Below are 24,256 nucleotides of genomic sequence, written 5' to 3' on the forward strand. Positions count from 1 at the left end.
GGGCACTTAATTTTGGTTACAAAAGGCTCAGTTCTATTCTCCCCTTTCCTATCTATGCGACTATCAGTCACTTAGGCGTATTACCACGCAGTACAAAATTGGGAATATCTAATCTGGGCAATTTCCATATGCCAATAAGTTCTGTATACATTCTATGTATTGGAATTAAGAAAAGTGCGAGAGCGGGATCAAACACTCAAACAGATTAAAGATATTCTCCGATATGAAAAAGAAGTTAGCACTGGAAGGCATCATCGCATTATTGATATTGTTATATCTCTACACTGGTTTAACCCAGTTATTAGCATACAAATTTTTTCACGGGAATATTTACAACCAGCCGATTTTTCAATGGAGCAAACCGATATTGGTCTATCTCATTCCCGGGGCGCAGTTGCTGATTGCAGCAGGTTTGCTTTTTGAAAGAACGAGAAAGCTGGCATTATGGTCTTCACTGGGTTTACTGACAATGTTCACCGTTTATATCATCCTGATCATTTCGAATGCATTGGCAAGGGTGCCTTGCACCTGTGGGGGAGTTCTCAGCTCATTCACCTGGCCGCAGCACCTGATGTTCAATATATCCTTTATGATTTTGAATGCTGTTGCGCTGCTGCTGAGGAAGAAGTCGTTCAATGATAACGAGCGTGCACAAGTTGTGGCTTACTGATCATTTCCAAATCATTCGGCCTGCCCACACCAACGCTATTCATTTCCTCCTGATCATTTTCATGGAGGCTTTCTATAACCATCATTTCACGAACACCCCATGGCATCTGATTTTTTCAACGGATCAAGGCTAATCGTCCCTCCACTGCCTTACCTAATAAAACTTACCGGAGCAATCATTTCTTCGCATAGCCATATCCGGCAATGGCGGAGATGAGTGTATTGCTAAAAAATAATCCCGGCAGGAAGCCAAAGGCTTTTTGCAGAGGCAAGTTCTTCCGGGCTGGAGAGGTTAAACCTGTTCCATCCAGTCAAGCACCGTAAAACAGGGCAAATAATTTTTTAAACTCAAAAACAATTTTATGAAAAAAATCAAAATGGTGTTGCTCGCGGTAGCTATCATTACAGCGGTTACTGGCTCTTTTGCAGCAAAGAAGAAATTTGACTGCTATAATCAAATACAGTATCATCAACCTACACCAGGTAATTATACGCTTGCCGGGACTTGGGGAATTAACTTCTATTGTACCGGCGGAGCACCTGAAACATGTACATACATATTAAATCCTTTCACACAGCAATACGAAGCTTGCAGGGTTGGAATTTATACTCCTAATTAATGGTAAAACTCGAAACAAAGCGTAAATAATTAATACCAGCTCAACATAAAAGGTTCTTATATCAAGGTAAAAATCTCAAACCACCCTCGGAGCCATTTGTAATAAATGGCTCCTTTAGTTCTAGTTTTGTCAATAGAATTCCACACGTATACCAAAAACGAAGCAGTCACTATTCCGTACCTTCCCCAGTCATTAAACCAAATAAGTTCTATGAAAATGATAAAAGCCGGTCTGTTGACAACGGTTATTGCTGCTTCTATAACAGCTTCGATTGCCAGAATACCGCAACCCTATTGTGCTCAACAAGAACAGTTTTACAAAATGAGCACTCCATGGGGCTACTATTTCTATCCGGCCGGTAGGTTAGGTATTGATTATATCTGTGAATATTCCCCTTCTACCACCTGCACTTTTTACAGGCCGGCTGGCTGTAATCAATTTATTCCCTGCCAGCAGGGACAGTTTATGCCCTGGTGCATATGGTAAGAAAATATGATCTCCCACATTCATGCACCAGAAATCTGGTGCATTTTTATTGATTAATATGAAGAAAAAGATATCCCCTTATGACTATAGGATCATCTTTACTTCTCTTCACACACTTATACCGTACAGTCAACTCCACAAAATTTTTGGGATATTACAAAATGTCCTAAATTCATGTTTTCATAGGATAAGGTTTAATGGTTAATGGTATTTGATTAGTACAGTCCCCCCGCTTCTTCGGGGGGACTTGCATTTAGCGTTGGTTCTGTTGGACGCCGCCGAGTGAGATGACGTCTGGCGGAATAGGCAGGATGTATTTGGGATCAGATGGTGCAAGTGTATGGATAGTCCCTTTGAGTTTTCTTTTCAACGTGATATTCGCGCCTTCTTTATTTAATCTTTTCAAATCAGTCCATCTAACACCACGAAAAATCAATTCCTTCTTCCTTTCATCAAGGATTATTTTCAATGCAGCTTCTTTAGTTGATGCAATCTTTTCAACATAAGTCCCCGTCAAGTATCTCTTTAGCAACAGGGCATTCAGATAATCCATTCCTTCCTGAATTTGATTATTCCTTGCCAAACATTCTGCTTTGATCAAATAAATCTCGTCAACTGCCAGGCCACCAAATGTGAAAACTGTACCACTAAAACCGCCTTTGATATTGGGTAGCCCATCTCCATTAATCCGGAAATAAATTGGCTTACGCAAGTCTTGTGGATCGTAAGACCGGTAAAGAGTTGAGTCAATAATGCATCCTGGTGCGCTAACACCAACAACTACCAATGAGTTCGATAACAATTTAGCCTGATAAAGTGTTTCATCATTCAGAGGTTTGAATGCTAAAGATGCCGTCCTATCAACTGTATTAAAGTCAATTAACTTATTATAATACTTTAAGCAACTATCTGCGGCTTCATTCGCCTTGTCATAAGATAACATACTGAGGTATACTCTTGCCAGTGCAGCAAATGCGGCAGCTTTGCCTGGCCTGTTCCTGTATTGATACGACAATGAATCCTGTAACAAATTCGAAGCCGCTACCAGGTCAGTAAGGATCTGGTCATACGACTCCTTCAAAGTAGCCCGATTGGATTTCTGATCTATTTCTGGCGTTAAGCGGATAGGAATCCCTAATTGGGTGCCATTACTTCCATCAAAACAATCGGCATAAAGCAACGCTATATTGTAAAAAGCGAGCCCTCTAATAAAAAGTGCGTTCCCTTTCAATTTGTCGATGTCACGTTGACTGGCAGTACCTTTCACTCCCTTAGTAATTTGGTCGAGAACGACATTTGCGTACAATACCTGTTTATATGGCAAATTCCAATCGGGTATTTTACCAAGGCCTTCATAAATATCTTCAGCCCAAACATAACTATTCCGTTCCTTTGGGGTAAGTCTTTCCCAGAATGCATCAACCAGGTAATATTCATCACCTGACAAAGTCCCTAATTCAGGAACTTCATTCATGTAAAAATCATTATCCAATAAAGCCTGTAATTCGGAAACGGTTTTGGGAGTGAACAGATCCGAATATGGATTCTCATCCAAAAATTCTTTCTTCTTATTACATGCCGAAATAAGAAAAAGTACAAAAAGAATCAGCACAAGGCGAAATTGATCATTTTTCATACCAGTACATTATGGACTTTACAATTCCACTTTTACACCAAGGGAATAGATTCTTGGAATTGGTTGTGAACTTAGAAAATCCGGATCTATTCCATGTTTATTTGCCTTCCATACCAAACCTATATTATTTATATGACAAAACACTTCTGCTTTGCAATTATGTTCATCTCTTTTATTTATTTCAAATATGTATGCAAAGCGAATATCTTTTAATCTTACGTGATCACCTTTTTCAACCAAAACTTCCGAATAGTTATAGAAATTATCCCGATTGAAATTAATAGGATATTGAAAAGAAGGGACATTGGTAGTTTTTTCATCGCCTGCATTTTTCCATCTCAGATCATAATCAGGATGAGCAGAGGTTTGATTTAGCAGAAGCCGATAATATCTGATACTGGATCGGCGAAAAGAATAACCAAACTTATAGGTAAACATACAGCTCAGTTCAAATCGTTTATAGCTAAAGGTATTAATAAAACTACCGTAGTATTTGGGCGTGGCAGATCCTTTAAAGATCAGATCCCCAAAGTTTGAAGAATTAACTATCTGAGGATAGTCTTTACTAAGTTGTCCGTTTAAGTATCCGACCGGGTCTCCGTTAGTCGAATCCAAGCCACTCCATCTTAAGGCATATATTGAATATAATGGGTTCCCCTGAAGGGGTGAAAATGTCTGCCCGCCTAGATACGAGCTTATTGTATTTTCCCTATCCAAATACTTATCCACTTTATCCAGGCCATAACTGGCTATAATTGTACTTGTCCAATTAACTTCTCCCTTCAGGACTTTGAAATTCAGTTGCAAATCTACTCCTTTGCCCTTCATCGAACTTGAATTCCATTTGAATGATTCAACGCCTGAAGTTGGATCAACGGGAGTAACACCAATCAGATCCTTTGCTTTCCTCCTGTAATAATCCAGGCTGCCGTATATTCTGCTTCCTTTGAATGTAAAATCTACACCAAAATTGAACATGTATATTTTTTCCCAGCGTAAAGATGGATTCGGAGGATTCAATATTGACGCGGTAGCCGCTCCATACAAATTGGTTCCATCTTTTGCGGCTGCCGTAAATGCCGATGTTCTTCTATCGACATTTCCCGTATATCCACTGGATATCCGTAGTTTGAGTTCTGGCAGCCAGTCAATCGTGTAAAAGCTTTCATTACTAGCGTACCAGCTTGCCCCTGCCGCCCAAAGGGGTACGCCTTTCTGGTTAGTTTCCACACCAAATAAATTGGATTCATCCTTTCTCAGGCTGAAGGATAGATTATAGTTTCTTTTGTAAGTGTACAGGAAGTTGCCATACATGGAAATGAAATTAGACTTTTCATAACCTGTGGGAATTGCTGAGGCAGTTGGAATTCTATTCGCTTGCGAAGGAATATGGTACATCGGATAAAATCCTTCATAATCCAAAGGCATGCTACTTTGGCTTTCTTCATTATACCCATACAACCTGGAGTACTCAAACTTCATATTCACACTCCTGATATCCGCACCTGCATTCACTGAAAGCTCATGATCATTCCATGACCTGTTGAATTCAGCTTTCAACCGCAGGTTATGGCTGATAGAAGTAGATCCCCTGGAATCAAGTATTCCTCCAAGTGGTATTGGACGAATTACCTCTCCTGCTGAACTTATCTGCGTGTATTTATTGATCAGGTTCCTGGTGAAATATGACTCCTGGCTTCTTAAATCCTTATCCTCACCAACATCTTTATTATACTGGTACATAACGTTGGCGTAGAAACCTTTTATGACCTTATACCTAAGACCAATATCCATCCTGTATGAGTTCAAATCTGTTCTACTATCATTCAATCTCGCTTCCTCCAATGGACGATAATTCCAATCCAGCAAACGACCACCACCAGCTGTATCTTTATAAGTCTGCCTTATTTCCGCCGGTACTACAGCTGGTTCACCGTTACTGTCCAGCAAACTGGCATATGGGTAGACTACACCAAACACTCCGCTTACATCTTTTTTAGTTCTGCTTGAACTAAATAAAATATTTGTATTTACCTCCAATCGCTTTTTCAGAAATAAGATTGTATTGTTCACGTTAACGGTTATGCGCTTATATCCGGTATTGATGAAATTTTGTTTCTGATCATCGTAACCGGCAGAAAGATAATAGTGATTGTTTGCACCACCTCCTCTCACGTTGATACCATATTGCTGATGAAAGGATCTTTGCATCAATTGATCGTCAACATCCTTTCTATAGTCTATATTTCTAAGTCTTTCCAGTTCAGCATTGGCCGCATCAATACTGATCTTTCCATCTCTCCTCGCTATCAGAAGTTCAATTACGGGAGATAAGACGGGACGATTAGCATTAGATTCAGAAAAAGTGTAAAAATTTTTATCATAAAAGAACTGTTCGATCTCAATAGCTGATCTGGAACTCAGGGCCGGCAAATAATAAGGATCTGGTTTATCCCCCGATATCAAAGTACTCGAAAAAGAAACTCTCGGCGCCTGGTTATACTTCCCCTTCTTAGTAGTAATTACGAGTACACCATTTCCAGAATAAGCTCCCCATATCGCAGCAGCTGACGCATCTCTCAAAACGGTTATCTTTTCAATATCATTGGGGTTGATACTGCTCAATGCACCGCTGTAAGGGAAATTATCCAAGACAATCAAGGGCTTTGGATTTGCGTTGATAGTTGATCTTCCACGGATGCTTAATTCGGTCTGATTCAAACCTCCGGTAATATTTCTGTTAACCAGCAAACCTGGGGTAACACCTTCCAGCCTGTCAACAATATTTGCAGCCGTTCCCCGGTTGATGGCTTTCCCTTCCACAACGGCAAAAGCACCGGTTGACCTTCTTCTTTCCTCTCTGTGTATCCCGGAAGTAATAGAAACATCAGTCAGGCTATTCACCTTTGCCACCAGTCTTGCATTAAGCTGCATGGTTGTATCTGCTACGAGCTCCTGCATTTCATAACCAATATTGGTGAATACAACCGTATCACCTGGTTTCACGTTCGGTAATGAAAACTTGCCATCGATATTGGTAGCAACGGAAAGGGGTAATCGCTTTACATATACTGTAGCTCCATACAATGGTTCCTCCTGTTCGTCCATAACTGCGCCGCGCAGGTACACTATTTTAGGAGGTTTGGGTTTGAATATTGCTACCGGGGTAATCCTTATAATTGTAATTATACTTTCCTCAATCAGGTAAGTGATGGAAAACGGAAATTGTTTTTTCAGACTGTCCAGTACCTGATGAATAGTAGCATTCCTTACCCTGATGGTTATACGGTCCCTATTCGTAAAGGTTGTATTCTTATAAATGAATTTGTAATGGGATTGCTTTTCTATGGAAGCGAGCACTTCCTTAATGGGAGCTTTTTCGTAAGACAAATCGATCTGAGCGTAAGCCTGAAATCGGGTAAGCAAGCAAACGATCAGTAATAATGCAGTTGTCTTTATGGTTTTCCACATCCTGGTTGAAGGTTACTTTAGTGTAACTGAATGAAAGGAATTTTTATTTACACTACTACGTAGAAAAATTTCAATCAGTTAGTTTTTTGCTACGTTTCCTTCAAATAGTATAAAAGCTACAAACTGCGAACCTTTCAGCAAATATATAGCCTAAGGTCGCAGTAAGTAGCTTCCGCCGCTTCTTATTTTCCGAAAAAAGCAGCACTAGGATGGGCTTAATGATTAATGGAAAATGAGTTTTTGTCTGAACAATACATTGTACCGAACACCTAATCGGTTGGCAATTATTGTTTTACAACTATTTTCCTCTTGGTTTTGTCGAGCTCTGTATGGATGCCATTCGCATCCAGGATCTTGAGTACACTTTCTATTCCGGCAGTACGGGGTATTTGCCCCTCAAATTTCATTTCCGGAACCTTTCCTTCGTATGCCAGGTCAACATCATACCAGCGGGCGATCTGACGCATCATTACATCGGCGGAACCACCTGGGAAGAATCCATCTTTCCAGGCAACCAGGTTTTCTGCATTGGAAATATCCTGTACAGTCAACTGGTCAGTAGTTACCGGGTAATCAATGATGGTAGCCTGTTGGCCGGGTTTCAACACTTTGCTGACTTTTTCGGAGACAACTTTTACCGATCCCTTCAACAAAGTAGTTTGTATTACGGGCTCATCTTTATAAGCCATGATATTAAAATGTGTTCCCACAACTTCTACTTCGCCCCTGCCCTTTGTAACTCCATCGGGCGTCAATTCAGTTGCGATCACCGCTTTGAAAGGCTTGTTTGGATTTTTCGCCACTTCAAAATATACCTCACCGGTGATAGCCACCCTTCTTTCATTTCCGGTAAAAGCTACGGGGAAACGGATACTGGAACCGGAGTTCAACCAGATCTTCGTCTGGTCAGGTAAAACCACCTGGTATTTTCCACCCCTGGGTGTGCTGATCGTATTGTATTCTTCAGACTGCTGTGTAGCATTGCCTTGCTGCTCATACACCAGCGTGCTATTATCGACCTTTTTGATAACAGAACCACCTTCCTCGGCCAGCACTCCATCAGACTTGTCGCCCAACTGTACATTACGGCCATCGGCCAGAGTAAGAACAGCCTTGTCTGATCCGGGAAGAATTGCAGTACCGGTAGTAGCCAGTTCCTTAGTGGCTGCTTTCTCAGCGCCGCCTTTATTCAACATGAAATACAAACCAGCTCCCAACAAAACTACCACTGCTGCAGCCCAGCCAATAGCGGCGTTGAGTTTCCTTCTGCGTCCCATAGGCACCACGTTGGCTGATTTCAGGGAATCGATCCTGCTTTCCAACCTGTTGGCCCATTCCACAGAAGGTCTGCCAGTCAGTAATACCTGCTTTTGCAGCACAGCAAACTCATCGGCAATCGCTTCGATATGATCCATTGAGGCGCCATTCACCCACTCGTGAAAGGCCAGATGCTCTTCCCTGGTGTAATTGCCTTGAACAAACCTGGCAACAAATGTCCGTGCCTCCTGGATATTCATAACATTAATAAAGACACGGCCTAATCGATAAAGGACACCCCGGGATCAGAGAATTTTTTGAAGTTTTTTTGAAAAAATCCTGAAATGCAGTCCTGGTAAGGGTTTCAGAAATAAAAAATATTTACCCGTCTAACAGAGAAAGGAATACATATAATAAAGTGGAGATCCCTGCATTTCTTTCCAGGTACTGACGAACATGGGCAATCCCCGCATACAACTGATTTTTGACACCGGATTTGGAGATCCCCAGCTTATCGGCGATCTCGTCCAGTGTAAGCCCCTCTTCAATGCTCATTTTCAAAACCTGTTTCCTGCCGGCAGGCAGTTGTTCAATTGCGTCCGCCGCCATCCGGTAATATTGACTGAGCTGCACCTTGTGGTCCGTATCATCCGTAGCGGGTTCGTCAGACAATAACTGGGCTTCCTTGATCCGCTGCTGCACCCGCGCACCACGGATATAATTCAATACCTGGTTCTTGGTTATTTTGAAGAGATAATTCTGGAATGATTCTACATCTGTAAGCTTATGCCTCTTCTCCCAGATCCGTACAAAAACATCCTGCGTAAGTTCATCCTGTCGCGAAAGATCAAACGAAAACAACAGCACGTACTGCTGTACTGCCGGATAATAGTGGTTGTATATTTCCCTGAAAGCGTCCCTGTCATCCGCCGCCACCCGATTTAAAATCACCTGCTCATTTACTAGGTTTTCCATTGAGAAAGGATGAAATAGAATTGTTTTTGATTATTAATATCAAGGATGAGGCTATAGAGCCATAAAAATATTCATTTTTATTCATATCAGAATTGACTAAGATGGTTAATTAAATAGAAACCTTTAGAAATAAAAAAGTCGCGGTATTGATTTATCTCAACACCGCGACTTTCCCATTCCTTCAACGATATTACCTTTTGATAAGTTTCAAAGTTTCTCCGTTTGATAACCTGAGGAAATAAGTCCCTTTAACATATTTACCCAACGGGATAATGGTAACAGTCTGCCTGATATTGATCTGCTGTAACTCGCGTCCATCGCTGTTATACAACCTGGCCACCGTGTTCATAAGGCTCCTGTCGGTAATGTTCAGGTTCACCATGCCTCCTGACGGGTTCGGATATACGGTAACGGTACCTCCCTGCTGATTATTAACGATCATTATCTGACTGTAAGAAGCGCGTCCGTCCTTATCCACCTGCCTGATCCGGTAATAAACCCTACCATTATGCGAAGTGGTTTCATTGAAGCTGTAACTATGTTCACCATCTCCCTGCGAAACAAGGGTGCTGATGCTGGCATAGCCGGCCCCGTCAGTTGATCTTTCCACTATATAATTTTCAACATTGGCTTCCTGTACTTCCCATCTCAGCTGCGCTTTTTGTTGCGCATCCAGGAATGCGGTTACCCGCAGCCAGGTTACCGGCAGTGGTGCTGAAGAAGTTTGAACGATGAAACCACTGAAGCCTTCCACATCGAAACTGATTTCCCAACGATTCTCTGTTGCATTGAAAACAATATCTCCATCATTCGGGTCGATAACTTCCACCGTACCGGTATAGGTCCCTGGCAGGCCAGAGTTATCGCTGGAATTACCTGGATATTTTCCGATGCGCAGATTGGCTTTGCCGGCCGCATCGGTTGCATGGGATGGCAATTGCAGCGTAGCGCCCGGATGGGCATTGAATGCATTGAATTCTGCCTGCGTGAAATACAGCGTTACCCTTCCTGTTGCCGAAGACGCGCCGGATGCAGGCGTGATCTGGTAATGACGCTGCACAAATGGCTGTCCGGTTACCAACGGAAATACAGGTACCAGCGGCTCAAACTTCACGAAGGCGCTGGTTGGTCCGCCGATCGGGCTGGTACCATTTGGCACAACCCTCGCGATGAGGCGGCAGGCGGAATTGGCGATCCAGGTATTCGAAGGATTTATATTGAAGACTGTATTATCTGAGCCTTCGCTGGCAATTGAAACGGGAGGAAGACTTATTGTAAAATTCTTTGACACGATTTGTCCGATATTATCGGTCACTGTTATATCATAATTCCCTGCACAAAGATTGTTTTCCGTTGCAGCAGTGCCGCTGCCCGACGACCATACATAGTTATATGGCGACACGCCGCCGGAAATATTTGCGGTGGCGCTTCCATCACAGCCATTTTCGCAATTCGGATCTGTGGTAGTCACAGTCAGTACAGGCGCACTGCCGAGCTGCGCAAGGAAGATGTCCACATTTCCCGCAGCATTGAAATTGAATGGACCGAAACTGGCAGAACCGGCAAACTGACCAGTTACTGCGACCTTTCCCATCGGCCCACCCGTTGAAATAGCACGCGCCTGATCTGCCAGTGAAGCATCATTTCCCGATGCAATCAACGCCCATTGCTTATCGCCATTCACAACACTGAGCCCGCCCACCAGCACTTCAGGTGCAGCCGTAGCAGCAGTAAGATTAGCAGGACCAAAACTCATAGAGCCGCTATAATAACCAGCAATATAAACAGAGCCAGCGCCATTACCGCAGATAGCATAAGCACGCTCCTCTCCTGTGCTGCCCCCACTGACCGCCCAGGTAAAGGCATTGGTAGTTGGATTATACCGGGATACAAAAAAATCGCCCAGTCCCGCATTGGTCAAAGCCGGTGTACCCGTAAACGTTAGTCCGCCTTTATAAAATCCTGTAAGAAAAATATCGGTAGTTACCGGATCGTAACAAACGCCCGCAATTTCATCATCATTGGCATCAGTTCCTCCGAATCCAAAAGCCTGAAGAAAAGCTCCCGTGTTTGCGTTCAGCTCCAGTAAAGCCATATCATTGCCGCCGGTATTGGTAAGATTGAAGCCGCCATATATGGCATTAGCCGAATTATATGCAGCACCAACGATCACTTCAGAGAGACCAGGATGGTAACAAATAGCAGATGCGGTACCATCTGTGCTATTGGATGAGCCTCCGTTCACTGCCCATACTACGCCCCCATTGGCTGCTGAGAGTTTGGCGATCAGCAGATCGCTGCCGGCCCCTCCAGTTGGCGTGAGTGGAAAAGTGCCAATGGTGGCATTGCCCGTGAAAGTTCCTGTTATGAACAGATTACCTGCACCATCGGTGCAGATGGCATGTCCATTATCACTGCTTCCCGCACCATAATGCTGGGCCCATTGAAAAGCGCCGTTGCTGCCACTTAGTTTCGCAACGAAAATATCAGCCCCGCCATTGGAAGTAAGACTGATAGCATCAAATGTGGCTGCTGTATGGAAATTGCCAACGATATACACATCCGTTCCATCAGTTGTGATCCCAACTGCAAAATCCTGGCTCGCTCCTCCACACTGTTTTGCCCACTGGAATACACCGGATGAATTGTACTTCGTTATAAAATTATCGTAGATACCAACCGGTGTGAGGGTAACATTACCAGGACCGGGATCGAAATCATTGGCAGCGGAGAACTGACCAACATAATAAACGTTGCCATTGGCATCGGTGCAAACACCCCGTCCTGTTTCAAAACCATTTGAGGTACCGAAGTTTGTTACATTGGTCCATTGTTGCGCAATTCCGGTAAATGCCAGCGCAAACAATATAACTGTTATGAACAGCCGTTTCCCGAATGCAGTCAGAGGTAAATGATTTGTCATTACACATTTTTTTAAGTTGATGGATATTGGCCGGGATGGGAAGGAGTTTGAAAAGCATGAGCAGGCATTGTGTAATGTCCCAGCCTGTGGCCGGGTTTGAGACCAAAAGAGGAGAGCTTATAACCGGGGAAGAAACCTTCTTCACAATAGATCACATCGATCCTGAGAAGCTGGTTTTGAAGACAGGATATGAATACGCCGTTCTTTTCATCAACAGATAATATGGTCCCGGGAAGGTTCGATTGTACATTTCCGTTATCGATGGTTCCTGCCGGCGAAACATCTGTCAGTCCAAAGATCCAGTTGTTGAACGAAGTGGCGGCGCCCTTGTTCCAGGGGTTGCAGGCCAGTACCAGTGAACGAATGGAGGAAGCTGACATTTGCTCCCAGTCTATCACCAGGTCTGCAGGTCCCTGCCGATGGTACCATCCTGCGTTATGTTCCGGCTGTGGTGTTTGCTTCAGCGTACCGGCAGCCAATCCCTGCAAAAGCGCTTTGCAACAATGTAAACCTGCAAATGCCAGTTGCGATACCAGCATGCCGAAGGTGAAATCCGGATGTATCAAAACCGGTTGTTGCAGGATAACAGGTCCGGTATCAAATTTTTCATCCATTTGATGGACCGTTACGCCACCCTGCCGCACCTGGTCCCGGACCATCCAGAACAATGGAGAAGGGCCCCGGTAAGCAGGTAAAGGAGCATAGTGAAAATTGATAAATCCTTTCGGAGGGGTATTCAAACAAGCCGGTGGGATCAGCCAGGGAAATGTTTTAACCAGTACTACATCCGGCTGATAAGCATCAAGCCAGAGCCGAAGATCTTCAGCAAATGATTTTCTGCTGAAATACTGAAATGGCAGACCTGAATATTGACATTGACTTCGAATGAGCAGCGAAGTTTCATGGGCAGCCGCAGGCATTCCTATTGCCACTGCCAGCCCGGATCCCATGATCCAGTTCACAGCAGGCAGGCAAAGTCGATCGCTACAAAGAATGGCAACACGCATCATATACAGAAGTAATTATTCTTCCATCCGGAAGCCACAAAGTCCTTCTCTGCTATCAGGTAACGGAGATGTGTAGCCGGGTCTGCGGGGATGGTCTCAAGATATTGCCAGGCGCATTTACCATTGTCATCTTCCACGATCCTTCCATAATACAAAGGAGCATAGGTATGATGCGTCTGAGGATGAATGGTGACTTCACCGCGTGGGCTTTCAAAGTTCCATCCTTTCAGGGAACCGCTTCCATTGGATATCAGCTGGCATAGCAGCAGGGCGGCTTCCCAGCCCAGCAGTGAAAAAATATTGGGACCTTTATCCTGTTCATTCTTCATAACGGCAGCGAATAGCTGCTGTTTATTACTGACGATGGAAGAATGCCAGGGAACCACTGCATGGAAGCTGCCACCAGGGAATTCACATTTCTTCATCAATTCCTCTTCGGCCATAAAAGGAGAACAATAGAACGGTAGTGCTGTGGCGGATGCACCAGCCTCTTTCAATGCACCGAAGAAAAGCACTGCCAGGTAAGTGCTGAAACAAGCCGCCACTCCTTCTGCTCCTGAATGCTGCAGGAGATGCAGGTATTTTTCGATAGAGAACTCTGCTGTTTTGTAGCCGCTAACATAATTGCCGCATACCTTTCCACCTGCATTAATGATACTTTCGTGGCAACCCCAGGGCCCGCGGTAACCGCCATCATAAAATGAAGTGGCGATCAGCACATTCCTGTTTCCTTCCGCAGCCCTTGCGCCGGCAATGGAACAGGCTTGCACTCCCTGCAGCGATATATGGAAGCATCGATCATGCTGCGGAACGGTCATCATCTGCATACCTGCATCCAGGAAGATGAAGTACTTTCCCGAAGAAGAAGCGAGTGTATACAATGGTTCGGCATTCAGAAAATGACTATAGCAAATGATCACTGATGCATTTTCCTGTAAGATCATCTTTTCGGCGGAGGCATAATTGTGTACCGGGTTCTCGCCAAACCCTATATTATCTGTCACAAAACGGAAGGAATCACTGGAATGCAGTTTCAGTCCGGCTTTCAAACCAGCGAGTATATCGAACCCCATCGACGGGTATTCAGAAGAGCGGGGTAATAATAATCCGATCGTTTTATTCATAAACTAAGGTCTTTGAGGAAAAACACCCTGCAGGCAAATGATATAATTAAGCGCCAGGTAGGGGTTCCGGTTACTGAATGGCTGTCCGTTCCCGTTTGGTCCTGTTACTACCGATGCGTCGAATGACTTCATTTTTGCATTGGCCACACCACTGAAAGCATTGGCGCCACTGCTCAGCGGAGCATAGGTTGTATTGGCGGGCCCGCCTGTATTACCATTGACGGAAGAACATTTGGGGGTAAAAGCCAGTTGTATGCCATGAGTATGAAGAGGGATTTCCGAAGTCAGCAAAGTAGTGTTTTCGCTTCCTCCGGCCTGTCCCAGATCATAAGGGGACAATCCCGGCCCCTGGCCAGCTCCCACTACGGCCCTTCCCCGGAGGTCCGGTAATCCGAAAGTAGTTTGACCATTGCCCCCATAGTTTGTGCCCAGCAGGGAAAACAATGCCGTGTTACTTGAAATGGCCAGAATCTGACCTTCGCAGGTTGCCCAGTTTCGTGGAGCAAAATTGCCCGCAAATAATGTCACGTAAGCTAATACTCCTTCCATATCGGTTATTTGTAGTAGTTAGTAATTATTTTTTCAGCCCTGCGATGGGAAAATCCCCTGCACTGCAATGATATAATTCATGGTCAGATAGGGCGATAAAATGGAGAACGGCTGGCTGCCACCCGCAACGCCGGTTGCACCTGAGCCCTGGCCTGGCGCCAATCCGAATCCATCGCCTGATGGATTGTAAACATTCACAGGTGATACTGCAGGTACATTGCCGGCAGGACTGCTCTGGCTACCAGCAGCGCCACTGGCGGGAATATTACCCGAAACGGATATGACCGGGTGAGCATGTGCAGGCATCGTGTTCACCGTGAGCGTAACGTTTTCCGTACCGGCCATCTCTCCAATAATATAAGTGGCGCCGTTCATTGTTCCGGCATGAATGGCCACGCGGGATTGCAAATTGGGTAAGGCGAAAGTTGTTATACCATCACCTCCATAAGTAGTGCCGATAAGTGCGAACAATGCATCATACTCTGATATAGCCAAAATAGCGCCATTGCAGCGCATCCAGCCAACGGGTGCAAAGTTCCCCGCGAATATGGTGATGTTGGAGAGATAGGGTTCTATGAACATAAGAATTGGTTTTAGTTTCTTGATGGAAATTGGCCTGCCAGGCAAATAATGAAATTCACTACGAGGTAAGGCGGCATTAAAGGAATCGGTTGGTTATTACCTGAAGGTCCGATAAGTGCAGTATAAACCGGTGCTTGCATGCTCACTCCATCGGTGGGTGAAGAATTGTATGAGTTGCTGAGACCGGCAATATAGAAACCATCGGGGAACTGTTCTGATGCCGCATTGGAATCACAATCAATCCCAACAGGCACTGTTCCCACGCCATGTTCATGCGAGGGCAGATTATTTAAAGTAAGCGTGGTGGTGGCGCTTCCTGCAGCCTGCCCCAATATATAATTCAACATACCTGGTGCATTACCCGTACCAACAGGCGCCCTGCCCTGTAAATTGGGCAGGGCAAAAGTTGTTACCCCATTGCCCCCATAGGTAGTGCCCAATAATGAAAACAGCGCCTGGTTTGTACTGATAGCCAGGATCTGACCGTTACAAAAGGCCCAGTTCTTAGGCGCAAAATTTGAAGCAAACATCGTTACAACAGCCAATGTTCCCTGCATACAACAAAGTTGAGTTGGTTGAATAAAAGGTAAACACAGATCAGTTAAGACCAGTGATCGGTTTAACGTATTGTCAGAGCTTTCAGACGGGGAAAAGTGTAGAGTTGGGGAGGACGGGGAAATTGAATAATGAAATAAAATTAAGCAATTTATTTCCAAGTTTGTTCAGGTGTTTTCCCCATTTCTTATTTAACCGCAGCTTCTTTGTAAACTTGCAAAAAATTACAGACTGGATGGCTGCAGATATCAAGTGCCCTGATTGCGGACACGAGTTCGCTATTTCCGATGCCCTTTCTGAAGATGTGAAGAAGGAGTTGAGAGATAAGATGAAGGATTTTGTGAAGAAGAAAGAAGAGGAATTCGCGAAAAAAGAAGACGAGTTCCAGCAAAAAGAGAAAGACTGGCAAAAGGAATTCCAGCAAAAGGAAAACGAATGGAAAAGAGAAGCTGACCTGCAAAAGCAAGCAGCAGCAAGGCATTTTGAAGAGGAAAAACTGAAGCTGCAGCAATCACTGGAACAAGACCTGCGTAAGAACATCAGTGCAGACTACGCACACAAGATACAGCTGCTGGAAAACAACAATAAAGACACGGAAGAAAAGCTCCGCGCCGCCCGCGATCGTGAGATCAATTTTCTGAAACAGGTAGAGGAACTGAAAGACAAGGAAGCAGAACTGGAGCTCACACTCCAGCGCAAATTGCTGGAAGAAAAAAACAAGCTATCGGAAGAGCTGCGCAAACAGGAGGAACAAAGATTTTCTACCCGCGAAGCAGATTACCAGTTCCGTCTGAAAGAGATGGAAAAAAAACTGGAAGACCAAACCAAACTGGCCGACGAAATGAAACGCAAGGCGGAACAGGGCTCCATGCAATTACAGGGCGAGATCCAGGAACTGGCGCTGGAAGAATTGCTGCGTCTCGCCTTCCCCTTCGATATGGTGCAGGAAGTAGGCAAAGGCATTCGCGGAGCGGATTGTATCCAGACTGTCCGCAACAATATCGGACAGGAATGCGGAAAGATCATTTACGAAAGCAAGCGCACAAAACATTTTGAAAAGGGCTGGATCGAAAAGCTCAAGGCCGATATGCGCGCCACACAGGCAGATGTTGCCGTACTGGTAACTCAGGCAAAACCAGAACAGATGGAGGTTTTCGGATTGCTGGACGGTGTGTGGATCTGCTCCTACGCGGAAGTGGCCGCGCTCACACAGGTGCTTCGCGAGGGCATCCTGAAAATGTATACAGCCGTGAGAAGTCAGCAGAACCGGGGCGACAAAATGCACCTGCTCTACGATTATCTCACCAGTAATGAGTTCGGCGAACAATGGAAAGCTATCCGGGAAGGCTTCTTCTCCATCCGCCTCAGCATTCAGAAAGAAAGGGACGCTATGGAAAAACTATGGAAGGCCCGCGAAAAGCAGCTCGATAAAGTATTGCTCAATGTAGCGCATATCAAGGGCTCCATTGAAGGTATCGCCGGAAGCGAAGACATTCAACTGAACCTGATTGACGATACACCGGAAGAAACGGAGGAAGTATAAATCCTTTACACTTTGATTGTTTCATCGGTGGTAACATAGGCCATTACCAGGGGATCGAAGATGCGTGCGCGGATGGTGAGCGGCATCACGCCATCCTTCCGGAACTCGAATGGGAACTGGATCCAGTCGTTCGAACCGAAAACCACGGGGCCGCATAGCCGCATATCCTCCCGGAAACTCAACTGCCCGTTGCCATACCATTTATAAACCGCCTCCTTGGCGCTCCAGAGGATGGTCATGAGTTCCAGGTGCACCTTGCTCATATACTCCCATTCATGCAGGTACTCCTGTTCGGATTCATGAAGGAATTTATGGGCGATGGTATACATGCGGGGCGTTACCAGTTCGATATCCACGCCTACCCTTTCCCCGCTGCTCACGATGGCCGCAGCATAATTTCCGCAGTGTGAAATGGAAAAATGGTATTGCTCATTTTCCAGGAAAGGCTTGCGGGTATCGGCAATAAGGACCTCGGAGAGCGGAAAATCCTCTACCAGCTCGGGCAACAGGTAACGGCCTGCCAGGTGCTGAAGACGCTTATAAGGGTGCGACACATTAGCTTTGAGCGGCACTTTTTGGAGGAAAAAACTTTCATCCTCTTCAATGCGCCAAATTGCTACTTTTGTGCCCCCGTTGATATTATGTTGATAAAACAAAGCCACGGTAAGAATTAAGCATTTAGATTGCAGATATAAGAATTATTTGCTGATTCATCAAAACAAATACCAATATGATCCTGTCGGATTCTAGAATACTGGAAGAAATAGAAAAAGGGACAATCAAGATCGAACCCTATGACCGGCAATGCCTGGGCAGCAACTCTTATGATGTGCATCTCGGCAAACATCTTGCCACCTACCGGGAACATATCCTGGACGCCAAAAAGCACAATGAGATCGAGGTATTTGAGATCCCTGATGACGGCTTCGTACTCTATCCGCATATCTTCTACCTGGGAGTAACCGAAGAATATACTGAAACACATGCCCATGTGCCCTTCCTCGAAGGAAAATCCTCTACAGGACGACTGGGTATCGATATTCACGCCACAGCCGGAAAAGGCGATGTAGGCTTCTGCGGCCACTGGACCCTGGAGATCTCCGTTAAGCAACCTGTAAAAGTGTACAAAGGAATGCCCGTTGGGCAACTGATCTATTTCCCTGTTGAAGGCGAGATCGAGATCAAATACAACCAGAAAAAGAATGCCAAGTACAGCGGCCAGCCGGACAGGCCCGTGGAAAGCATGATGTGGAAGAACAAATTCTAGATCGCTTCCTTTCCATATTTCTTGTAATACGCCACCAGCCACGCTATCACTTCATTATAGGCCAGTTTGCCTGAAGGCTGCTCATTTGCCTTCAGGTACTGGCCATACAAATCATCTATCACCCGCTCTACCGGGTTACGGTGTTTCCTGTTGAACTCCTTCAACTCCCTATAATCATTTTTAACGGTAACGGGCAAGCGCTCACTGAAGCGGCGGGCCATGGCGCTGTCTATATTATACAGGTAATACCAGCTATAAGTATACAGATCGAAATACACGGAATAACGGAAAGCCGCATCCGAAGAACTTTTTGCAGCGAGATAACCCGCAAAATTCGCTTCATTCTCTTTCGCATAACCAAGCTGGTGACCAATTTCATGGCAGGTAGTGAAGGGCTGAATGAACAGCGGAACAGTGGTATTCACCTGCGCTTCGCCGGAGAAAGGATTGTAATAACCCGTGAACCCAAGATAGTTCCCCAGGTAACTGTACAATGAAGGTTTCACTGATCTTATGGAATAATCGAAAACAGGACTATGCATTGCCAGCGAATCATAAGCAGTGACTGCATTGCGGAACAGCTTCTTCTTTTTTCGTATATCCGGCCGGGTGAGTAAAGCAGCGCTGTCGAGAACTTCCAGTCTTTCCGTAATGGTCTCCATCACCTCCACCAGTTCTTCCTGCGTATAGGTACTAACCCTGAGGCCCAGTTGGGAAGCGATGCCATTCCGGTTGTAATTCAGCGCCCAGAGGCCATTGAAGAAAACATATACCAGCACCACCACCCAAATGAACTGTTTCAGTCCGGCCAGCCAGTAAGCCCTGTTGGCCTCCCTCTTTCTTATCTTTTTTACCAATACTATGATCTTCCTCAGCAAAAGCAGGATCAGCACTGCATAGAAAATATCCCCCACGCTGAAAGGGACCCAGCCGAAAAGGGCGCGTTGCATTTTTCCGATGAACGGGTAAATACCATTCGAATAATACCGTTCAACCGCATCCGGGAACAGGGAAAAAACCTTGATTACAATTGCCAGTCCTGTAAAAACGAAAAGCCACTTGTTTCTGGTGAACATATGGCTAAAATAATAACAATTCCAACATAAAATGTACCGGAAATCGGTATTCCGGCTCTCGTCAATATGCCTTATTTTGCATTCATATTATTCCCCTTCTTAATAACGATTGTGATTATGATAAATCTGGAATTCAACAAGAACGAAGATGCAATGAAGCTGGCTGTGAGTCAGCTCAGGCAGCGCTGGGAGCAGGTTTCCCTTGGCGGCGGGAAGAAAGCCATTGAAAAGCAACACGACAAGAAAAAACTCACCGCCCGCGAAAGGATCGAGTATCTGCGTGACGGGAACACACCTTTTACAGAGATCGGCGCGCTTTGCGGGTGGGAAATGTACAAGGACGAAGGCGGCTGCCCATCGGGTGGCACTGTAGCCGGAATCGGTTATGTCAGTGGCCGCCAGTGCGTGATCGTGGCCAATGATCAGACCGTTAAAGCCGGCGCCTGGTTCCCCATCACCGGCAAAAAGAACCTTCGCATGCAGGAGATCTCCATGGAGAACAACCTGCCCATCATTTACCTGGTGGACAGCGCCGGTGTTTATCTCCCCATGCAGTCTGAGATCTTCCCTGACAAAGAACATTTCGGCCGTATCTTCCGCAACAATGCAAAGATGAGCGCCATGGGCATCACACAGATCGCAGCTGTGATGGGTTCCTGCGTGGCAGGAGGCGCCTATCTCCCATTGATGAGCGATGAAGTACTGATGGTAGACAACAACAGTTCCATCGCCCTGGCCGGACCTTACCTGGTGAAGGCAGCTATCGGGGAAGATATCGATATCCTCACACTCGGAGGATCAGTTACGCATACTGCTATCAGTGGTAATGCAGACTATCGTTTCGAATCAGAAGAAGCCTGCCTCGATTATATCAAAAGCCTGATGAGCAAACTCGGTCATGGTCCAAAAGCAGGATTCGACCGCATCACTCCTGCTCCTCCCAAAAAAGATCCGCAGGAGCTTTATGGCATCATGCCATCCGATGCCACCAAACCTTATGATATGCTGGATATCATCGAGCGGTTTGTTGACAATTCCGAATTCGAGCAGTTCAAAGAAGACTATGGCAAAACTATCCTTACCGGTTATGCGCGTGTTGATGGCTGGGCGGTAGGCATCGTTGCCAACCAGCGGAAAATGGTGAAGAACCATAAAGGTGAAATGCAGATGGGTGGCGTCATCTACAACGATAGTGCAGATAAGGTAGCACGCTTTGTGATGAACTGCAACCAGAAAAAGATCCCGCTGATCTTCCTGCAGGATGTAACTGGTTTTATGGTAGGCAGCAGAAGCGAACATGCCGGCATCATCAAGGACGGTGCTAAAATGGTGAATGCTGTGGCCAATTCCGTAGTTCCAAAGATCACCATCTATATCGGCAACTCATATGGCGCAGGCAATTATGCTATGTGCGGAAAAGCCTACGATCCCCGCTTCATCTATGCGTGGCCGTATGCACGCCTTGCCGCAATGGGCGGAGAACAGGCAGCCAAAACAGTACTGCAAAGCCAGATCAATAGCCTAAAATCAAAAGGCAAGGAACTTACACCCGATGAAGAGAATGCCTTGCTTGAAAAGATCCGTGAACGTTATGAAGAGCAGAGCACAGCTTATTATGCAGCCGCGCGACTGATGGTGGATGGCATCATCGATCCTGTTGATACCAGGCGAGTGATTGCAGAAGGCATTGCGGCTGCCAATCACAATCCGCATATCGAGCCTTTCAGAACGGGAGTGATACAGGTTTAAATGATTACATTTGCCGCCTTTCTTATTAAAGACTGACGGAAGAAAATATATGTCGAAAGAACTGATCATTTATACAGATGGCTCTTCCCGCGGTAACCCCGGTCCGGGTGGCTATGGCGCCATCCTGATGTGGGGAGGAAAAGCGAAAGAGCTCTCTGCCGGATTCCGCAAAACCACCAATAACCGTATGGAACTGATGGCCGTGATCGCTGCACTGGAAGCGCTCAACAGGCCGGGCCTGAACATCACCATCTATTCGGATTCACAATACGTGGTGAAAGCCGTGCAGGAAGGCTGGCTCCGCAACTGGATCCGTACCAATTTCAAAGGAGGCAAGAAGAACAAAGATCTCTGGTTGCGGTACGATTTACTGGCGCAAAAGCATCAAGTCAAATTCGTGTGGGTGAAAGGTCATGCGGACAATCCCTATAACAACCGCTGTGATGTGCTGGCCACAACAGCAGCCGATCAGAAAGGGCTTCCGCCTGACCTGGGATTTGAGAGCGGGGAGAATTAAGCAGAACCATTCTTCAAATACCTTAAAACAACGTTCATGAAGCAATTATCCATTCCCGTTATACTGGCATTGCTTTTCAGTGCGTCATGCAATTTCAGCCAGGGTGTGAAAAAGGATCTGAACACCGGGCTTACCACCCATTACAAGGGATTCAGGATCGACGATAGTTACCTGGAAGATGAATCCGGCAACAAGATCAGTTCCAACAAAGTTGACATGGGCACTACCCTGTTCATCATCGCTAATGGTGTAACTAATTACAAAGAGAAGAACGGAAGGGTTTACCCGGGTTGCAAAATTGTTCTTACAGATGCTTCCGGTAAAGAATTGCTGAACCTGCCCGATGCCTTCGCTGATATGAAAGATGGATTCAATCCTGAAGAAGCCACAAAACTCAGCGCAAGGTTAAGCACCGGTGACCCAATGCAGAAAGGATCCAACTATAACCTGAAAGCCACTTTTTTTGATAAGGAGAACAAAGAGAACCTGATTGTATCGGAAGTGAAGCTCGAAATGAAATAAAAAAATTGTAACTAACGTTAACGTACAAATGCCCCGGATGTCCGGGGCATTTTTTATGCAATGAAATTATGCTTATATTTGAAATAATGCCATTCGGTTGTACATCACCGTGCAATCATTTACTTTCTGACATGAGCCCTTACATAAGTTAAGGGATTTCGTTTTGCTCATAATCATCCATCCAAACCAGGAATTTAAAATCAGCAGGAACTAAAACAGAAAAGCCCCGATAAACGGAGCTTTTCAATTCAATCACCCGGTTACGTTTCTGATTAGAAAGAGGCTTTACCGAGCATAACAGTTCAAAGTTAGCAATTTTATTTAATCACCAAAAAAAAAAATTGGTATGGATTATTCCCGGTTGGAATATTTTATTTCAAAGCCACGGATGGATAAGTTTTTGTCGGCAGTTATGAATTCAGAACTGAATGCAAAAAAACTATACCATATCAACCTGAATGTATCCCGCAGTTTTTATCCGATACTGCATATGTTTGAAATTGCGCTGCGGAACGCCATGTATGAAAGACTGGCCATTCACTTCTCAAACCCGCACTGGATAGTTCATGAGAAGAACGGTTTTATGAGCGATCGTTCACTTGCAGTTTCAGGCTTCCACATGAAGCACTCCGTGCGTGAAGCGGAGGAGATCGTAAAGAACAAATACGGATCGGTTTCTGCAACCAGGGTAATGGCCAATCAGCATTTCGGATTTTGGACCAGGCTGTTTGATCTGGCACATTATCGTTTGATCGGAGGAAGTATCATTCATTGCTTTCCTAACCGGCCTCCCTTCGCCAACAGAAGGGATATCGCCAGTAAGTTGAACCGTATCAGAAGTTTCAGGAACAGGATCTATCACAATGAGCCTATTTGTTTTTCGGGATACTGCCTCAACTTCGATCTGGCCACTACCACCCAAAAAGAGATCTATGAAGTACTCCAATGGATGGACCAGGACCTCGCTGTTTACGTGAGGCATTTTGATGATATAGAGGAAGAGCTTGCGCGCCTGGCTGACCTGCAATGAAACAGAAAGCAAAAGGGCGGAATCTCAGGTGAGAAACCGCCCTCTTTGCATTGTATCTTTTACCGGAACTAAGCCACGGCAGTTTTTGTTTCACGCTTTCCTAGCAGGTACCAGGTTCCGAAGAACAGGCCGCTGAATGCTACAGTAGCCATCAGGCTACCTTTGTAAAAAGGAATGCCGGCTGCATAGCAAGCCATCAGACCTTCCCATGTTTTGGGATATTCTACATAATCACCAACGCCTGCCCAGGTGAGGAAATTGGATACGAGGAAGAAAAATGTGGGACCTGCCAGTGAAGCTGCCAGTACATTCTTCACATTCACTTTCTTTATCATCATTCCGAATACAGTCACGGAACTGAAGAGCAGGTAATTGATCCACATACCGCCATAGAAACCTCCGTAGGGAGACATACCGGCAGCATACAGTCCCTGATACAACAGGTCTGAGATCAGCATGGACAATACAGGGAATAGGAAGGCAAGCTTTCTGTCTTTGATCATGGCGCCACTGAAGAGGGCTATCGCCAGCTGGGGAGCAAAGCCCAATGGCCTGTCAGGGATAACACGATAAACGGCAGCAACGATCACCATCACTACCAGGCTCCAGATCAATTTCTTGTTTGATTTCATAATGGAAAGTAATAGAGCCCAAAAGTACAATTTTTTCGCATACACGACACCCTGCCGGAACTCCCC

At 45.3% G+C, this 24,256-nt stretch carries 22 protein-coding genes; 9 read left to right on the top strand and 13 right to left on the bottom strand.

What is annotated here, in order from left to right; all coding sequences use genetic code 11:
- The first annotated feature begins 223 nt into the window (after positions 1-223).
- From D9Y29_RS01085 to D9Y29_RS26455, 3 genes are all read left to right on the top strand, one after another.
- Complete coding sequence (locus D9Y29_RS01085; protein ID WP_127124585.1) at positions 224-670, top strand: MauE/DoxX family redox-associated membrane protein; 447 nt, start codon at positions 224-226, stop codon at positions 668-670.
- A gap of 361 nt (positions 671-1,031) precedes the next feature.
- Positions 1,032-1,289 carry a DUF6520 family protein gene (locus D9Y29_RS01090; RefSeq protein WP_127124586.1) on the top strand — a complete coding sequence of 86 codons (258 nt, stop codon included), beginning with the start codon at positions 1,032-1,034 and terminating at the stop codon, positions 1,287-1,289.
- A 210-nt stretch (positions 1,290-1,499) separates the two neighbouring features.
- Positions 1,500-1,775, top strand: a complete 276-nt coding sequence (locus tag D9Y29_RS26455) for a hypothetical protein (RefSeq protein ID WP_164735191.1) — start codon at positions 1,500-1,502, stop codon at positions 1,773-1,775.
- 253 nt (positions 1,776-2,028) lie between these two features.
- Here D9Y29_RS26455 and D9Y29_RS01095 read toward each other — a convergent pair whose 3' ends face one another.
- The 10 genes from D9Y29_RS01095 to D9Y29_RS01140 all read right to left on the bottom strand — a co-directional run bounded on the left by D9Y29_RS01095 (position 2,029) and on the right by D9Y29_RS01140 (position 15,856).
- Positions 2,029-3,411, bottom strand: coding sequence for a RagB/SusD family nutrient uptake outer membrane protein (locus tag D9Y29_RS01095; protein WP_127124587.1), 1,383 nt, complete (start codon positions 3,409-3,411; stop codon positions 2,029-2,031).
- A gap of 18 nt (positions 3,412-3,429) precedes the next feature.
- Positions 3,430-6,882, bottom strand: coding sequence for a SusC/RagA family TonB-linked outer membrane protein (locus D9Y29_RS01100; protein WP_127124588.1), 3,453 nt, complete (start codon positions 6,880-6,882; stop codon positions 3,430-3,432).
- A gap of 284 nt (positions 6,883-7,166) precedes the next feature.
- Complete coding sequence (locus D9Y29_RS01105) at positions 7,167-8,399, bottom strand: FecR family protein (protein WP_127124589.1); 1,233 nt, start codon at positions 8,397-8,399, stop codon at positions 7,167-7,169.
- 121 nt (positions 8,400-8,520) lie between these two features.
- Positions 8,521-9,114, bottom strand: a complete 594-nt coding sequence (locus tag D9Y29_RS01110) for an RNA polymerase sigma factor (protein ID WP_127124590.1) — start codon at positions 9,112-9,114, stop codon at positions 8,521-8,523.
- A gap of 190 nt (positions 9,115-9,304) precedes the next feature.
- Positions 9,305-12,037, bottom strand: coding sequence for a T9SS type A sorting domain-containing protein (locus D9Y29_RS01115; RefSeq protein ID WP_127124591.1), 2,733 nt, complete (start codon positions 12,035-12,037; stop codon positions 9,305-9,307).
- A gap of 11 nt (positions 12,038-12,048) precedes the next feature.
- Complete coding sequence (locus D9Y29_RS01120) at positions 12,049-13,047, bottom strand: methionyl-tRNA formyltransferase (RefSeq protein ID WP_127124592.1); 999 nt, start codon at positions 13,045-13,047, stop codon at positions 12,049-12,051.
- Positions 13,044-14,168 (bottom strand): ABC transporter substrate-binding protein, encoded by a 1,125-nt coding sequence (locus tag D9Y29_RS01125; RefSeq protein WP_127124593.1) that lies wholly within the window; start codon positions 14,166-14,168, stop codon positions 13,044-13,046. The genes D9Y29_RS01120 and D9Y29_RS01125 overlap by 4 nt, the downstream gene beginning before the upstream one ends.
- Before the next feature lie 3 nt (positions 14,169-14,171).
- Positions 14,172-14,717 carry a phage tail protein gene (locus D9Y29_RS01130; RefSeq protein WP_127124594.1) on the bottom strand — a complete coding sequence of 182 codons (546 nt, stop codon included), beginning with the start codon at positions 14,715-14,717 and terminating at the stop codon, positions 14,172-14,174.
- A 33-nt stretch (positions 14,718-14,750) separates the two neighbouring features.
- On the bottom strand, positions 14,751-15,299 hold the full coding sequence (locus D9Y29_RS01135) for a phage tail protein (RefSeq protein WP_127124595.1): 549 nt from the start codon (positions 15,297-15,299) through the stop codon (positions 14,751-14,753).
- Between the two features lie 11 nt (positions 15,300-15,310).
- The gene (locus tag D9Y29_RS01140) at positions 15,311-15,856 is read right to left on the bottom strand and encodes a phage tail protein (protein ID WP_127124596.1); all 546 of its coding nucleotides are present in this window, start codon (positions 15,854-15,856) and stop codon (positions 15,311-15,313) included.
- Between the two features lie 233 nt (positions 15,857-16,089).
- On the opposite strand from D9Y29_RS01140, the gene D9Y29_RS01145 reads away from it, so the two are divergent.
- A complete protein-coding gene (locus D9Y29_RS01145; protein WP_127124597.1) occupies positions 16,090-17,397 on the top strand; it encodes a DUF2130 domain-containing protein in 1,308 nt (435 codons plus the stop codon).
- Positions 17,398-17,402: 5 nt separating this feature from the next.
- Here D9Y29_RS01145 and D9Y29_RS01150 read toward each other — a convergent pair whose 3' ends face one another.
- Positions 17,403-18,059 (bottom strand): 4'-phosphopantetheinyl transferase family protein, encoded by a 657-nt coding sequence (locus tag D9Y29_RS01150; protein ID WP_127124598.1) that lies wholly within the window; start codon positions 18,057-18,059, stop codon positions 17,403-17,405.
- Between the two features lie 68 nt (positions 18,060-18,127).
- Here D9Y29_RS01150 and dcd point away from each other — a divergent pair, with 68 nt between their 5' ends.
- Positions 18,128-18,664, top strand: coding sequence for a dCTP deaminase (gene dcd / locus D9Y29_RS01155; RefSeq protein ID WP_127124599.1), 537 nt, complete (start codon positions 18,128-18,130; stop codon positions 18,662-18,664).
- Here the strand turns inward: dcd and D9Y29_RS01160 are convergent.
- Positions 18,661-19,740: a DUF3810 domain-containing protein gene (locus D9Y29_RS01160; RefSeq protein ID WP_127124600.1), complete on the bottom strand. Its 1,080-nt coding sequence runs from the start codon at positions 19,738-19,740 to the stop codon at positions 18,661-18,663. The genes dcd and D9Y29_RS01160 overlap by 4 nt on opposite strands.
- A gap of 117 nt (positions 19,741-19,857) precedes the next feature.
- Here D9Y29_RS01160 and D9Y29_RS01165 point away from each other — a divergent pair, with 117 nt between their 5' ends.
- From D9Y29_RS01165 to D9Y29_RS01180, 4 genes are all read left to right on the top strand, one after another.
- Positions 19,858-21,489, top strand: coding sequence for an acyl-CoA carboxylase subunit beta (locus D9Y29_RS01165; RefSeq protein ID WP_241237820.1), 1,632 nt, complete (start codon positions 19,858-19,860; stop codon positions 21,487-21,489).
- Positions 21,490-21,538: 49 nt separating this feature from the next.
- Positions 21,539-22,006: a ribonuclease HI gene (rnhA, locus tag D9Y29_RS01170; protein ID WP_127124601.1), complete on the top strand. Its 468-nt coding sequence runs from the start codon at positions 21,539-21,541 to the stop codon at positions 22,004-22,006.
- A gap of 36 nt (positions 22,007-22,042) precedes the next feature.
- Positions 22,043-22,528 (top strand): hypothetical protein, encoded by a 486-nt coding sequence (locus D9Y29_RS01175; RefSeq protein WP_127124602.1) that lies wholly within the window; start codon positions 22,043-22,045, stop codon positions 22,526-22,528.
- A gap of 412 nt (positions 22,529-22,940) precedes the next feature.
- Entirely contained in the window at positions 22,941-23,558 is a 618-nt protein-coding gene (locus D9Y29_RS01180) for an Abi family protein (protein ID WP_164735192.1), read from the top strand.
- A 68-nt stretch (positions 23,559-23,626) separates the two neighbouring features.
- Here D9Y29_RS01180 and D9Y29_RS01185 read toward each other — a convergent pair whose 3' ends face one another.
- On the bottom strand, positions 23,627-24,190 hold the full coding sequence (locus tag D9Y29_RS01185) for a DUF6580 family putative transport protein (RefSeq protein WP_127124604.1): 564 nt from the start codon (positions 24,188-24,190) through the stop codon (positions 23,627-23,629).
- Positions 24,191-24,256: the final 66 nt, after the last annotated feature.

Source organism: Pseudoflavitalea rhizosphaerae (genome assembly GCF_003991355.1).
GTDB lineage: Bacteria > Bacteroidota > Bacteroidia > Chitinophagales > Chitinophagaceae > Pseudobacter > Pseudobacter rhizosphaerae.

Coding starts and splice junctions, on each gene's coding strand:
- D9Y29_RS01085 (WP_127124585.1), top strand. CDS start 224: ATGAAAAAGAAGTTAGCACTGGAAGGCATCATCGCATTATTGATATTG.
- D9Y29_RS01090 (WP_127124586.1), top strand. CDS start 1,032: ATGAAAAAAATCAAAATGGTGTTGCTCGCGGTAGCTATCATTACAGCG.
- D9Y29_RS26455 (WP_164735191.1), top strand. CDS start 1,500: ATGAAAATGATAAAAGCCGGTCTGTTGACAACGGTTATTGCTGCTTCT.
- D9Y29_RS01095 (WP_127124587.1), bottom strand. CDS start 3,411: ATGAAAAATGATCAATTTCGCCTTGTGCTGATTCTTTTTGTACTTTTT.
- D9Y29_RS01100 (WP_127124588.1), bottom strand. CDS start 6,882: ATGTGGAAAACCATAAAGACAACTGCATTATTACTGATCGTTTGCTTG.
- D9Y29_RS01105 (WP_127124589.1), bottom strand. CDS start 8,399: ATGAATATCCAGGAGGCACGGACATTTGTTGCCAGGTTTGTTCAAGGC.
- D9Y29_RS01110 (WP_127124590.1), bottom strand. CDS start 9,114: ATGGAAAACCTAGTAAATGAGCAGGTGATTTTAAATCGGGTGGCGGCG.
- D9Y29_RS01115 (WP_127124591.1), bottom strand. CDS start 12,037: ATGACAAATCATTTACCTCTGACTGCATTCGGGAAACGGCTGTTCATA.
- D9Y29_RS01120 (WP_127124592.1), bottom strand. CDS start 13,047: ATGATGCGTGTTGCCATTCTTTGTAGCGATCGACTTTGCCTGCCTGCT.
- D9Y29_RS01125 (WP_127124593.1), bottom strand. CDS start 14,168: ATGAATAAAACGATCGGATTATTATTACCCCGCTCTTCTGAATACCCG.
- D9Y29_RS01130 (WP_127124594.1), bottom strand. CDS start 14,717: ATGGAAGGAGTATTAGCTTACGTGACATTATTTGCGGGCAATTTTGCT.
- D9Y29_RS01135 (WP_127124595.1), bottom strand. CDS start 15,299: ATGTTCATAGAACCCTATCTCTCCAACATCACCATATTCGCGGGGAAC.
- D9Y29_RS01140 (WP_127124596.1), bottom strand. CDS start 15,856: ATGCAGGGAACATTGGCTGTTGTAACGATGTTTGCTTCAAATTTTGCG.
- D9Y29_RS01145 (WP_127124597.1), top strand. CDS start 16,090: ATGGCTGCAGATATCAAGTGCCCTGATTGCGGACACGAGTTCGCTATT.
- dcd (WP_127124599.1), top strand. CDS start 18,128: ATGATCCTGTCGGATTCTAGAATACTGGAAGAAATAGAAAAAGGGACA.
- D9Y29_RS01160 (WP_127124600.1), bottom strand. CDS start 19,740: ATGTTCACCAGAAACAAGTGGCTTTTCGTTTTTACAGGACTGGCAATT.
- D9Y29_RS01165 (WP_241237820.1), top strand. CDS start 19,858: ATGATAAATCTGGAATTCAACAAGAACGAAGATGCAATGAAGCTGGCT.
- rnhA (WP_127124601.1), top strand. CDS start 21,539: ATGTCGAAAGAACTGATCATTTATACAGATGGCTCTTCCCGCGGTAAC.
- D9Y29_RS01175 (WP_127124602.1), top strand. CDS start 22,043: ATGAAGCAATTATCCATTCCCGTTATACTGGCATTGCTTTTCAGTGCG.
- D9Y29_RS01180 (WP_164735192.1), top strand. CDS start 22,941: ATGAATTCAGAACTGAATGCAAAAAAACTATACCATATCAACCTGAAT.
- D9Y29_RS01185 (WP_127124604.1), bottom strand. CDS start 24,190: ATGAAATCAAACAAGAAATTGATCTGGAGCCTGGTAGTGATGGTGATC.